Origin of the sequence: Photobacterium sp. WH24, assembly GCF_019204055.1 — a bacterium.
Lineage (GTDB): Bacteria > Pseudomonadota > Gammaproteobacteria > Enterobacterales > Vibrionaceae > Photobacterium > Photobacterium arenosum.
The window spans coordinates 166,196-179,037 of the sequence record NZ_JAGSOZ010000001.1 but is presented as its reverse complement, the minus strand read 5'-3'; the positions used below and the strand labels follow the sequence as shown (position 1 = coordinate 179,037).

The window sequence follows — 12,842 nt, the reverse complement described above, 5'->3', positions numbered from 1 at the left end:
GTAGTAACACTATGATTGAACTCAGTAATATCCGCGTTACCTTCAATGAAGGCACCATTCTGGAAAATCAGGCCCTGCGCGGGGTTAACCTGACAGTGCCGGAACGCCAGTTTGTCACTGTTATCGGCTCAAACGGTGCCGGTAAATCGACCCTGCTCGGTGCTGTCAGCGGTGAAACGCCTATGTCAGACGGCAAGGTGGTCATTAATGGTGTCGACGTGACCAGCAAAGCCGTGCACGAGCGGGCGCAATATGCTGCCCGGGTGTTTCAGGATCCACTGGCTGGCACCTGTGCTTCACTCACGATTGAAGAGAACATGGCGCTAGCTGTCCAGCGTGGCAGCCGCCGTACCTGGAAGCTGGCATTATCTTCCCAGCGCCGTAAGCTGTTTCAGGAACGCATCAGCATTCTGGGGCTGGGACTGGAAGATAGGCTGAGCGACAGCATTGGCCTGCTGTCCGGCGGCCAGCGTCAGGCTGTCAGTCTGGTCATGGCCACACTGGCAGACAGTAAACTCTTGCTGCTGGACGAGCATACCGCCGCGCTCGATCCGCGTATGGCCGCTTTCGTGCTGGAGCTGACCAAACGGGTAGTCGAAGAATTCGACCTGACCGTCCTGATGGTCACCCACTCAATGAAAGATGCGCTGGCATACGGCGATCGTACCGTGATGCTGCACCAGGGCAATATAGTGCTGGATGTGGCAGGACAGGAACGCGCTGATATGGACGTGAAGCACTTGCTCGACATGTTCAGTAAAGTGCGTGGCGAAGAGCTGGCCGATGACAGTCTGCTGCTGGGCTGATCCCGATACCCAGTTTTCGATAAGACCTTCAAAAGGCGGCTCATCCCGCCTTTTTTATTGCTCTTGTTTATTGCTCTGGCCCTGCTTTTTGTAATACCGCCCCTTCATAGCCTCCGAGCTCAATGTAATTCATCGGCTCGCTGGTGGTACCGTCGTAAAAGATCCGGATATAGGTACCCGGCAGGGAGATGCGCATCGGTTTCGCTTCCAGAAAGCGACTCTGACCCGCTTGCTGAACCGCCCGGTAAAGCACCAGCCCATGCTCATAGCGACGGGCAATCACCCCCTCTGAGGGCTGTTTGCCAAACCAGCCAGTGCGGTACAGCCAGAACCAGTGAACAGGCGCGACCTTGTAGCTGCCCAGCACAGAATCGCGACTGTCACCACTGAGCGGCTCAGCCTGCCACCAGACAGGCTTATAACCTTTAGGTGCGGATACCGGCTCGCCGAGATCCACCCTGAGCATGGCAGTCGGCTGATAGACCCAGTTTTTAGGCAGCCCTGGCCGGTACCAGTCCCGCATACTGGTATTGGTACTGTCAACGCTCAGGCTGCCGCTCCAGTTGTGATAGTAAGTCTGGCCCGGCAAATTAAACAGGTAATAGAGTGCAAGCCCGGTTTCGACATCCTGATGCCAGGCCCTTTCATCTCCCGGATGGAGATAGCTGTGGCCATCACGCATCGACACCATCAGCACACTGTTGGCTCCTTCGGTACTCAGCGCAAAATGTTGCCAGCTTTGCTGAATACGGGCCAGCCCCATTGCCGGTGTTAGAAAGCGAGGGCGAACCCAAAAATCAACCTGCGAGCGCAATGGCGCGGAAACCGTCTCATCGGGCCATAACGCCAGTCCGGAAGTTGAAACGCCAAGAAGAGCAGGATCGAGCTGTTGCTTTAACTGACCTAAAAACTCAACCAATTGTGCCAAATACCGCTCTTCTGCTTCCGTGGTGCCGGCCTGTAATGACAATTCCAGGATCTGACCACCGCTCACTACCGGCAGAATATCAGGCCCGAGCAAAGGCCTCAGACGAGGGGTATAACCGCCATCTGCTGCCATCTGCCGCCAGTGATAGCGATACCAGTTGATCAGTTGGGTTCGAACGGCAGAATCAGAGAGGTTAGTCCGAAAGGTGCAGATGCCGCCTTGCAGCTGGCCGGTCAGCAATACCCGGGCCTGATACGCAAACCGAGCGCTGGCCAAGGGGTTCAGCCGCTGCTGATATTCCGCGTCGCTCAGTTGTCCGTTACTGTCTGTGTCGTTCACCGGATCCCAGCCCGGAATGGTCAGGGTATCCGCGGTCCTGCTCAGCCAGGGTTTGGTTTCCAGCAGGCGGTCTAATTGCAGGTTTGTAGCGCTGAGTGACAGCCGGGTATCTTGCGCAAAATGCAGGAATGCACTTTCCGGATCCCGGCCATTTGCGCCGGCCTGCTGCGCCAGCCAGCGCTGTTGCTCATCGGGTTCACAAGACAGGTTTTGAGCGTGAAAAGGTAGCAGTACTGTACCAGCTTCATTCAGCGCGGCCGATTGCCAGTTACCCAGCACCAAATCGGCATGGCGGAACTCCCAGCGCGTCACCGCTTCGGCAGAATCAAACCGTGAGGTAGACAGCGGCTCTTCCCACCCTCCCGGTGTCAGCCAGGCACTGCCTGTCGACGGATACACCTGCGCCCGGGCAACACCGGCCAGCAACAGTAGAACGACAAGGATCAGATTCACTCTCTGCATCTTATTCTCCCAGGATCCTCTCCCTGGTTCAGCTTAAGGATAGTGTGAATCGTGCTGTGAAGTTGGGTTAAAAATTGGACAAAAAAAACCGTGCAGCTTGCACGGTTTGAGGGTTTTACCTGCTGTGATTCGCGGCTACCAGCCCATCCAGTGGCCCACGCCCCACAGGGTGATCATAGCCATAAAACCAGCGAGGATGTCATCGATCATGATACCCAGCCCGCCGTGGACATTTTTATCCAGCCAGCTGATCGGCCAGGGTTTTACCATGTCGAAAAAGCGAAATAAGATAAAACCGCTGACGACCCAGGGCAGACTCATAGGCGGGGCAACAGCCATGGTGATCCAGAAGCCGACGAACTCATCCCACACTATGCTGCCATGGTCATGCACGCCCATATCCTGGGCAGTATTGCGACAAATCAGCACCCCAATCACAGCCGCTGCCAGCGTAATGCCGATATAAGCCGCATATGGTAACTGAGCCAGCAAGTAATAGAGCGGGACAGATGCCAGTGTACCGACAGTTCCCGGAATCACCGGAGACAAACCGCTGCCAAATCCCGTGGCCAGAAAATGCCAGGGATTACTTAATTTGATATAAAGTTTGGGATCTCGCACTACTTACCCCGAAAAATGATCGTATCCACGCAGCTGCCAGTCCAATTGCAGCCCGTTTCGCTCAAGTACAACATTGCTGCCGGGCCGGATCTGGCCAATACAGGTTGCTTTCACCCCGGCATGAGACAGAGCAACATCCAAGGTACCACGGTTATGGGCTGGCACGGTGAAGCACAGCTCGTACTCCTCGCCGCTTGTCAGCGCCATCTTGATGGCCGCATCCCTGTCTCCGCCACAAAATGCCACCAGCTCGGGTGACAATGGCAGGCTGTCTGCATCAATCACCGCCCCCACCTGAGAGCGGTTAAGGATATGGCCCAGATCAGCAATCAGACCATCGGATATATCCAGTGCCGAAGAGGCAATGCCCCGTAATGCCTGACCGGCCAGCACCCGCGGCTGAGGTTGATAGTGGCGATTAAGAAGATGTTCAGCTAATGCAGCATCAATATGCTTTGCCTGCTCCAGCAACACCGCCAGCCCTGCCGCACTGTCGCCAAGACAGCCAGTGACATAAATCCAGTCCCCGGAACCTGCCCCGTGCCGCGTCAGCGCTTGCCCGTGAGGCACAAATCCCTGAATGGTTAGTGTCAGGCTCAGCGGGCCTTTGGTGGTATCCCCGCCAATCAACTGTACCTGGTAGTAATCGGCCATCTCAAAAAAGCCATCACAGAACCGGGCTAACCAGGCTTCGTCTGCTTCTGGCAGGGTCAGCGCCAGAGATACCCAGGCAGGCGTGGCACCCATGGCCGCTAAATCACTTAAGTTCGCAGCCAGGGCTTTTTTAGCCAGCAGCGCGGGATCCATACCGGGCAGGAAATGGTTACCGCAAACCAGTGAGTCCGTGCTGACCGCAAGGTGGCTACCTGCAGGTGCCTCAAGCAAGGCGCAGTCGTCACCGATGGCCAGCACCACATCCCGGCGCTGGACCGGCTGGCGGGCAAAATAACGGGCTATCAAATCAAATTCATTACTAGCCATAAGAGGTCAAGTCGGTTGCTGAAACTCAGAAAAAAGGCCAGCAGAGCTGGCCTCAGTTCGCATCGAAGCGATTATGCTTTTTTACGTAAAACCGGGGCCAGCTTATCCAGCACGCCGTTTACGAATTTATGGCTGTCTTCGGCACCGAAGATTTTCGCCAGCTCAATCGCTTCATTAATCACAACTTTGTACGGTACGTCTTCACGCTTCATGATTTCGTACAAGGCCAGACGCAGTAGCGCCAGTTCCATCTGGTCCAGATCCTGCAAAGGACGTGACAGATAGGGACGCATCTTGCTGTCCAGTTCCTGATAGTTCAGCACCACTCCGGTGAACAAGTCACGGAAGTACTCAACATCAGTGTGCGGTGCTGCCAGTACAGGAGCATCAGCCCGATGAGCTTCTTCTTCAAACTGTTCGCCAGACAGAAAATGCAGCTCGATATCGGCAGCATTTTCTTTGGTGATTTGCCAGGAATAAATGGCCTGGACGGCAAAGTGTCGTGCGTTACGACGTGCGGCTGGTTTCACTCTAACCCCCATTAGGATTCAATTTGGGACAGGACATTTACCATCTCAAGCGCGCTGAGTGCAGCCTCTGCCCCTTTATTACCAGCCTTGGTACCGGCACGCTCGATGGCTTGTTCAATTGTGTCTACAGTCAGAACACCAAATGAAACCGGAGTGTTGTACTCCAGAGCCACCTGAGCCAGACCTTTATTACATTCACCGGCAACATACTCGAAATGCGGAGTACCGCCACGGATCACAGAACCCAGTGCCACGATAGCATCGTAGCGATCGCTTTTAGCAACTTGCTGGGCGACCAGAGGCAGCTCATAAGCACCAGGACAACGAACAACGGTAATGTTGTCGTCGCTTACCTGTCCCTGACGTTTGAGTGCGTCCAGCGCACCCGCCAGCAGGCTGTCATTGATGAAACTGTTGAAGCGACTGATAACAATAGCAATTTTTGCGTTGGGTGCCGCAATGGCGCCTTCGATTACCTTCATGGGCCTTCCTGTGACTATGTCTTTTCTTTCCGGATTGAGAAACCGCGGGAGTCTATCACAATTTATACATGATACCAATTGACTTCACTGTCAAGGCACTCCCGGCAGCGTTATGCGATCTCTATTCCGGATTAGGGATTAATAAAAACAGTGCGTTAGGGTCAACAAACCTTAATCGCAAATATATTCCACCACTTCCAGTCCGAAACCGGACAGTGAGTGATAGCGCTGATTGCTGGACGACAGCAGACGCATTTTGCCAACACCTAAATCCGCCAGGATCTGCGAGCCGACACCCACCTGACGTGACGGGTTCTTCGGATTCAGTTTCACACCAGGCTGACCATCGGCCTGGGCTGCCAGATTCTTCACTTTGGTGATAATGCCTTCCTGGGTTTCATGGCGATTGAGAATCACCATCACCCCGCCTTCCTCAGCGATACGCTGCATGGCCATCGGCAAAGTCCACTGCGACGCCCCGGAATGCAGAATATCTTTGAAGGTGTCCTGCAGGTGAACGCGAACCAGCGTCGGATTCGATGGATTTACGTCCCCTTTACGCAAGGCATGGTGAATTTGGTTGTCGATAGTATCGCGATAGGTGATCAGATCGAAATCGCCAAACTCCGTTGGCAGACTGCATTCGGCCACACGCTCAATCGTGGTTTCGTTATTGTTACGGTATTCGATTAAATCGGCGATCGTCCCCAGCTTTAGGCCGTGCTCGGCGGCGAACACTTCCAGATCCGGGCGTCGTGCCATGGTGCCATCCGGGTTGAGGATCTCAACAATCACACTGGATGGCTCAAGACCTGCCAGACGGGCGATGTCACAACCCGCTTCAGTATGGCCTGCGCGGGCAAGCACCCCGCCTTCCTGCGCCATCAGAGGGAAAATATGACCAGGCATGACAATATCGGCAGGAGACGCATTCTGGGCCACCGCAGCCTGCACAGTACGGGCACGATCCGCTGCGGAGATCCCTGTGGTCACGCCGCTGGCAGCTTCTATCGATACGGTGAAATTGGTACTGAACTGTTCCGCGTTATCCTGCACCATCAGTGGCAGTTTCAGCTGCTGACAGCGGGCCTGCGTCAGTGTCAGACAGATCAGGCCGCGACCGTGAGTCGCCATAAAGTTGATCGCTTCAGGGGTAATTTTTTCCGCGGCAATGATCAGATCGCCTTCATTTTCCCTGTCTTCGTCATCCATCAGGATAACCAGCTTACCCTGACGTATATCTTCAATGATGTCCTTCGCGCTACTCAACGCCATGTTGTATTCCCTCTACCCAAATGATTGTCGTAGTACTTAATCTTGCTCAGGCTGCATCATCAGCCCAGAAACCCGCTACGGGCCAGCAGCGCCATACTGAGTTCAGACGATGGCTCAGACTCAGCCGCTTTCTCTCCCAGCATCAAACGCTCCAGGTAACGGGCAATCACGTCCACTTCAAGATTCACTTTACGGCCTGGCTTAAAGTGTTCCATAGTGGTTTCCGATGCCGTGTGAGGCACAATCGTCAATTTGAATTCCGCCCCGCGAACGGCATTCACTGTCAGGCTGATCCCGTCAATCGCCACCGATCCTTTCTCGGCAATGTAGCGGGCCAGGGTATCCGGTGCTTTGATCCAAAACTCAATCGCCCGCCCGGTCTGAGTGCGGGAAATGATCTCCCCGACATTATCAACGTGGCCGGAAACCATATGGCCGCCAAAACGGGTGGTCGGCAACATGGCTTTTTCCAGGTTGACCCACTGACCCGGGCTGTAATCGGTAAAGGCCGTGCGGTTCAGGGTTTCCAGCGACAGATCGGCGACATAGCCTTTGCCGGTCAGTTTCACCACGGTCAGACACACACCATTGGTCGCTATGCTGTCGCCCAGTTTGACATCCGCTAAATCCAGCTTGCCGCTGTCGACAGTCACGGACACATCTTGTCCGGTTGGCGTGATGGCCGTAATCGTACCTACGGCCTCAATAATACCTGTAAACATTCTAATTTTTCCTTACCCGGCACCTGTCGATGCCATACACAGACGTATTCTGTTACGCAGGGTGAGCTATAGTGCCACGGATCCGAATATCGGCACCAACCATGCGCACATCGCTCAGCGTCACATCCGGTACCTGAGACATAGCCGTGAATTGTGTCAGATCTATCAGGCTGCGACCATGGCTGCCCATGAGTTTGGGTGCCTGATAAAGAATGAATTCGTCCACCAGCCCGGCATTGAGCAGAGCCCCGGCCAGACTCGCACCTGCCTCTACCCAAATATGGTTAATATCTTCCGCTGCCAGCGCTTTCATCAGTGCTGTTAAGTCTAGCTGACCGTCCGGCTGAGCAGGCACCAGTAACTGCCGCACCTGTTCCGGCCATAGTGCTTCATCAGTTTGTGTTCTGGCCAGCAGCACTTTTCCCGGTAACGCGAATAAACGCTGTGACGGCAACAAGCGGTTCTGGCTGTCAGTAATCACCCGTACCGGCTGGCGTACCTCAGATTCCGGATAGTCAGACTGGACGGCTGCCCCTAATTCCTGCCAGCGCACATTCAAGGACGGGTCATCGGCGAGTACCGTTGAGCTGGTTGACAGAATCGCACCCGCCTGGGCGCGAAAACGCTGCACATCAGCACGAGCCTGAGAGCCGGTTATCCACTGGCTGACACCGTTTGCCAGCGCGGTTTTACCATCCAGGCTGGCCGCCAGTTTTAGCTGAACATAAGGCAGGCCGGTTTTCATTCGCTTGATAAAACCGGGATTCAATGACAGTGCATCGGCTTCAAGCAGACCCGTCTCAACGGCAATGCCAGCTTGTTTGAGCATCTCAACACCGCGTCCCGCCACCTTCGGATTAGGGTCAACCATGGCGCAGACAACCCGGGAAACGCCCGCTGCTATCAGGGCTTCGGCACAGGGCGGTGTACGGCCGTAATGGGAACAAGGCTCTAGGGTGACATAGGCCGTCGCCCCTTTGGCCTGCTCGCCAGCGGCACGTAATGCAAACACTTCGGCGTGCGGCTGGCCCGCGCGGTAATGATAACCTTCGCCAATAATGTCGTTATCTTTGGCGATGACGCAGCCCACATTCGGATTCGGGGCGGTCGTGAAACGGCCACGCCGGGCAAGGCTAACGGCTCGGCGCATCATGGCGTGATCAGTAGGCGTAAACATCTTGGTTTATTTTTCCAGTTTAGCTATGGCTTCGCCAAACTCGCGGAGATCGTCAAATGAACGGTAGACAGAGGCAAACCGGATGTAAGCCACTTTATCAAGCTCAATCAGGGCATCCATGACCAGATTACCAATCATGTCTGATTTTACTTCCCGCTCACCCGTTGCACGCAGACGAGATTTGATAGTGTTGATGGCGCGTTCAATGTCATCAGCGCTGACAGGCCGCTTTTCAAGCGCACGTTCTATACCGCCGCGCAGTTTCTCTTCGTTAAACGGCTCGCGGCTGCCATTGGTTTTGATGACATGCGGCATCACCAGTTCCGCGGTTTCGAACGTTGTATAACGTTCACTGCACGCCAGACACTGACGACGTCGGCGAACCTGATGTCCATCAGCGACCAGACGGGAATCGATTACTTTGGTGTCATTGGCACCACAAAACGGACAATGCATCTTGCCTCCTCAATTTCGTCGCCTCAGTGTACCCCAAATCAACCGCTATGCGAGGACTTAGCCCATTATTTTTATCAACAAAAACGGCATCCCAGGGATGCCGTTGAACAAGATAGACCCAAGAGCGGATCGGTCTTTAATGGTGTTTAGTGACACCCATTGTGCTGGCTTATGCGTAAACCGGCAGGCGCTGGCAGATTTCCAGCACTTTGGCTTTGGTCGCTTCGATAACCGCGGGGTTATCGATATTGTCCAGCACATCGCAAATCCAGTTCGCCAGTTCTTTGGCATCTTCAGTGTTGAAGCCACGGCGGGTAATTGCTGGTGTACCGATACGGATACCGGAAGTCACAAACGGGCTGCGCGGGTCATTCGGAACACTGTTCTTGTTGACCGTGATGTTGGCCGCACCCAGTGCTGCATCGGCGTCTTTACCTGTGATGTTCTTGTCAATCAGATCAACCAGGAACAGGTGGTTTTCGGTGCCACCGGAAACGATTTTGTAACCGCGCTCCAGGAACTGGCTGACCATGGCTTTCGCGTTATCCACCACACGTTGCTGATACGCCTGGAACTCTGGCTCCATCGCCTCTTTGAACGCCACGGCTTTGGCTGCAATCACGTGCATCAGAGGGCCGCCCTGACCACCAGGGAATACCGCAGAGTTCAGTTTCTTATACAGATCTTCACCCGCGTTTGACAAGATCAAACCGCCGCGAGGACCGGCCAGTGTTTTGTGCGTTGTGGTGGTGACCACGTGCGCATGCGGCACAGGGTTAGGGTAAACACCTGCTGCAATCAGACCGGCTACGTGCGCCATATCCACGAAGAAATAAGCGCCGGCTTTGTCTGCGATTTCACGCATCCGCTTCCAGTCAACGATTTGCGAGTAAGCGGAGAAACCACCGATGATCATTTTCGGCTTGTGTTCCAGTGCCAGCGCTTCAACTTCTGCGTAGTCGATCTGGCCGGCTTCATCAATGCCGTAAGGAATCACGTTGTATAGCTTACCGGAGAAGTTAACCGGTGAACCGTGCGTCAGGTGACCGCCGTGTGCCAGGCTCATGCCCAGAACGGTATCGCCGGCATTGAGCAGTGCCATGTATACAGCGCTGTTGGCCTGAGAGCCTGAATGCGGCTGAACGTTGGCATATTCGGCACCAAACAGCTGGCAGGCACGGTCAATAGCCAGTTGCTCGGCTTTATCAACATACTCGCAGCCGCCGTAATAGCGCTTGCCCGGGTAGCCTTCTGCATACTTGTTGGTCAGCTGTGACCCCTGTGCTTCCATTACACGCGGGCTGGTGTAGTTTTCAGAAGCAATCAGCTCAATGTGCTCTTCCTGACGGGCAGTCTCTTCCTGGATGGCCGCAAATAGTTCTGCGTCATAATCAGCAATATTCATGTCACGCTTTAGCATCAGTCTCTCCTGACTCAGATAGTTCTCAAATTCGTTGACCTAAGTATCAGACAAGGCCAGACACTTAGGTCAACGCGGGATAATTGGCATTTTTCCTCATTCAGACAAAAAACACAACCCCAGTAACCACGGCGACGCAAACGTTTTCGTCACACCGGAAGATTAAGCCGCATTTTAGCGAATTTGCTTCTCTACAGGTAGCCCTTTTCTGGTTTTTTAACCGGTTTTTTTGTTCGTTTTTTTCATCTGGAAGATGAATTTATTTCACCTTGTCACCGGTTCCATTAAAAACATGACAGAGAAACCGTGATTGCAACCATGAAGCGAAAATAATGATTTACAAAACAGTAAAGAATTCATTACGGGTGGTTTTTCTTTAAGTTAGATCACACTATTCTTTTTTTATTTTCACTCTATATCATATCGCGCGCATTACCTTTCAGCATCAAGGCCACCCCGACTGGCAGGCTGTAAAGGAACCATTTTGGAGGTACAGATTGAAACACCGCGGTCACTCTCGCAAAGAAAACCTAATCGCTATTCTTACTGGTACATTCATCGTCGCGCAAGGCGTTTTTTTCTTACAGCAAGCCCACTTACTGACAGGTGGTACAACTGGCTTAGCACTTTTGCTTACCCATTTTGTTGATTTCAGTTTCGGCCAGCTGTATTTCGTTATGAACATTCCGTTTTACATCATGGCTTGGTGCCGGATGAACCGCCGTTTCGCACTGTCCAGTATTTGCTGCGGCGCATTAGTGTCTGTGATTACAGATAACCTGCATCACTTTGTTGAGATCAGTCAGTTTGATCCTGTGTACTGCGCCGTGATGGGAGGGATGCTGATGGGACTGGGTATGCTGATCCTGTTCAGGCATAACACCAGCCTGGGCGGATTTAACGTACTGGTGCTGTATCTGCAGGAGAAATTCGGGGTGTCAGCCGGTAAGCTTCAGATGGGTATCGATATCAGTATTCTGCTCTGTTCCTATGTCCTGATGACACCCACCATTCTGATGCTGTCACTGCTCGGTGCCGTGATGCTCAATCTGGTACTGGCCATGAACCACAAACCTGGCCGCTACAACGACGGCAAGGCCGTGGCTAAAACCGCAGACTGATCACACGGCAACTGGCTCATGCAACAGTCCGGCATGGGCCAGTTTATCGAGTAATATTCCCCTCGCCTGGCGGCGTAAATCCCGGTCCAGCACATTGATGTTCACCGGCACCGTAATTGTCTTTCCTGCTTCAATATCGATCTGAATTCTAAGCTGGTTTTTAACAACCGCCACGGCAGACACCTGGGTATAAGGCACCCGATAGCAGCCCAGCCAGGGGTTAGGCGTAATAAATAATGCCTGAGGGGTCACCATCAGGGCTGTTTTCTTTTTACCGGCCAGGTTGCGGACAAAAATCACCACGCCCGCCACTACAGCCAGTCCGCCAAAGGGAATACCGACTATCATGGTCAGGATACCTATGCCGCACAGACCGAAAGCTAACGGGTCTTCATCGCAAAAACCAAACTGCGGATACTCAGGTTTCAGCTCGGGTTTGACTTCCTGCAACAGCCGCAGCTCCCAGCGCTTACAATCTGCCAGATAACAAATATGGAAGTACAGGCCAAAGGGAAACAGAACGAAGGTTGTCAGCAAACTCAGGCATTTTCCGGTGAGCGGGCTTCTTGTCAGTAGCCAGAGGCTCACGCCCTGAACCAGCACAGCGGCCGCCGCCAGCAAGGGCCAGAGTGACAGGATCTCCCGGTGCTCTTTGATAGCGGCAGCGATAAATCCGTTAGGGTTAACACTCAGGTTATTTGTCAGTAGTGGCGATGCGATCAGTACCGCGACTGCCGTCGTCAGCACCGAAATGGCAAGCCCGCCGCAAGTGGACAAAGACACGTGCTTCATGATGACTCTCCTTGAAGACACTGAAACAGAAGGATGATCAGACTGTTTTCAACGTCAGATACAGGCAACGTCAGCAAACAGGCAAAATCAGATTGGCTAAGGCATCAATGCGGCAGGGAAAACTGGATATTAAATAATCAGATCGAGAATCAGAGATGGCTCCATAAAGCACAGCCCCGGCACAAGGCCGAGGCTGCAAGGAGTAGCATAATGTTTGCGAAAACAATTCGTTACAGAGCAATCAGATCGCGTCTTCGTCTTCTTCACCGGTACGGATACGGACAACACGTTCAATATCAAACATGAAAATTTTACCGTCGCCGATCTTACCGGTTTGGGCCGTTTCGATGATGGTGTCGACACATTGCTCGGCCACATCATCGGTCACCACGATTTCCAGTTTCACTTTAGGCAGAAAATCCACCATGTATTCCGCACCGCGGTACAGTTCAGTATGGCCTTTCTGACGACCGAAACCTTTCACTTCGGATACTGTCATACCCGTGATCCCCACCTCTGCCAGGGCCTCACGCACATCATCCAACTTGAATGGCTTTATAATGGCTTCGATTTTTTTCATATCACAATATCCTTTGCTCAGCGGGGGTCGATTAAACAGGGACCGTTTTCGACGCCGGAAAGGCCCCATTATCACCGATTTTTCATAGAAAACTCAACGGCTCCCTATAAACTTACACCATTTTCTGATTCGCTGGCGCCTGCTGTCAGC

At 53.3% G+C, this 12,842-nt stretch carries 14 protein-coding genes; 2 read left to right on the top strand and 12 right to left on the bottom strand.

The features are described from left to right. Positions 1-11 precede the first annotated feature (11 nt). Positions 12-806 carry an ABC transporter ATP-binding protein gene (locus KCG43_RS00740; protein ID WP_192017014.1) on the top strand — a complete coding sequence of 265 codons (795 nt, stop codon included), beginning with the start codon at positions 12-14 and terminating at the stop codon, positions 804-806. A 67-nt stretch (positions 807-873) separates the two neighbouring features. Here KCG43_RS00740 and KCG43_RS00735 read toward each other — a convergent pair whose 3' ends face one another. From KCG43_RS00735 to glyA, 10 genes are all read right to left on the bottom strand, one after another. Next, a complete protein-coding gene (locus tag KCG43_RS00735; RefSeq protein ID WP_218382786.1) occupies positions 874-2,535 on the bottom strand; it encodes a hypothetical protein in 1,662 nt (553 codons plus the stop codon). Between the two features lie 135 nt (positions 2,536-2,670). Beyond that, on the bottom strand, positions 2,671-3,156 hold the full coding sequence (pgpA, locus tag KCG43_RS00730) for a phosphatidylglycerophosphatase A (protein ID WP_192017012.1): 486 nt from the start codon (positions 3,154-3,156) through the stop codon (positions 2,671-2,673). Positions 3,157-3,159: 3 nt separating this feature from the next. Beyond that, positions 3,160-4,137, bottom strand: a complete 978-nt coding sequence (gene thiL, locus KCG43_RS00725) for a thiamine-phosphate kinase (RefSeq protein ID WP_192017011.1) — start codon at positions 4,135-4,137, stop codon at positions 3,160-3,162. A gap of 71 nt (positions 4,138-4,208) precedes the next feature. Next, positions 4,209-4,679: a transcription antitermination factor NusB gene (gene nusB, locus KCG43_RS00720; RefSeq protein WP_192017010.1), complete on the bottom strand. Its 471-nt coding sequence runs from the start codon at positions 4,677-4,679 to the stop codon at positions 4,209-4,211. Continuing rightward, entirely contained in the window at positions 4,679-5,149 is a 471-nt protein-coding gene (gene ribE / locus KCG43_RS00715; protein WP_027252929.1) for a 6,7-dimethyl-8-ribityllumazine synthase, read from the bottom strand. Before ribE ends, nusB begins: the two co-directional genes overlap by 1 nt. A gap of 171 nt (positions 5,150-5,320) precedes the next feature. Continuing rightward, a complete protein-coding gene (ribBA, locus tag KCG43_RS00710) occupies positions 5,321-6,424 on the bottom strand; it encodes a bifunctional 3,4-dihydroxy-2-butanone-4-phosphate synthase/GTP cyclohydrolase II (protein ID WP_192017009.1) in 1,104 nt (367 codons plus the stop codon). Positions 6,425-6,483: 59 nt separating this feature from the next. Next, positions 6,484-7,146 (bottom strand): riboflavin synthase, encoded by a 663-nt coding sequence (locus tag KCG43_RS00705; RefSeq protein ID WP_218382784.1) that lies wholly within the window; start codon positions 7,144-7,146, stop codon positions 6,484-6,486. Positions 7,147-7,198: 52 nt separating this feature from the next. Continuing rightward, positions 7,199-8,323, bottom strand: coding sequence for a bifunctional diaminohydroxyphosphoribosylaminopyrimidine deaminase/5-amino-6-(5-phosphoribosylamino)uracil reductase RibD (gene ribD, locus KCG43_RS00700; RefSeq protein WP_192017007.1), 1,125 nt, complete (start codon positions 8,321-8,323; stop codon positions 7,199-7,201). A gap of 6 nt (positions 8,324-8,329) precedes the next feature. Continuing rightward, positions 8,330-8,779, bottom strand: a complete 450-nt coding sequence (gene nrdR / locus KCG43_RS00695) for a transcriptional regulator NrdR (protein WP_027252933.1) — start codon at positions 8,777-8,779, stop codon at positions 8,330-8,332. Between the two features lie 169 nt (positions 8,780-8,948). Continuing rightward, a complete protein-coding gene (gene glyA, locus KCG43_RS00690; RefSeq protein ID WP_192017006.1) occupies positions 8,949-10,199 on the bottom strand; it encodes a serine hydroxymethyltransferase in 1,251 nt (416 codons plus the stop codon). A 497-nt stretch (positions 10,200-10,696) separates the two neighbouring features. Between glyA and KCG43_RS00685 the strand changes: the two genes are divergently transcribed. Next, positions 10,697-11,320 (top strand): YitT family protein, encoded by a 624-nt coding sequence (locus KCG43_RS00685; protein WP_218382782.1) that lies wholly within the window; start codon positions 10,697-10,699, stop codon positions 11,318-11,320. On the opposite strand, the gene KCG43_RS00680 is transcribed toward KCG43_RS00685, so the two are convergent. Next, a complete protein-coding gene (locus KCG43_RS00680) occupies positions 11,321-12,112 on the bottom strand; it encodes a hypothetical protein (RefSeq protein ID WP_192017004.1) in 792 nt (263 codons plus the stop codon). Positions 12,113-12,353: 241 nt separating this feature from the next. Next, positions 12,354-12,692 carry a nitrogen regulatory protein P-II gene (gene glnB, locus KCG43_RS00675; protein WP_027252937.1) on the bottom strand — a complete coding sequence of 113 codons (339 nt, stop codon included), beginning with the start codon at positions 12,690-12,692 and terminating at the stop codon, positions 12,354-12,356. Between the last annotated feature and the right edge of the window lie 150 nt (positions 12,693-12,842).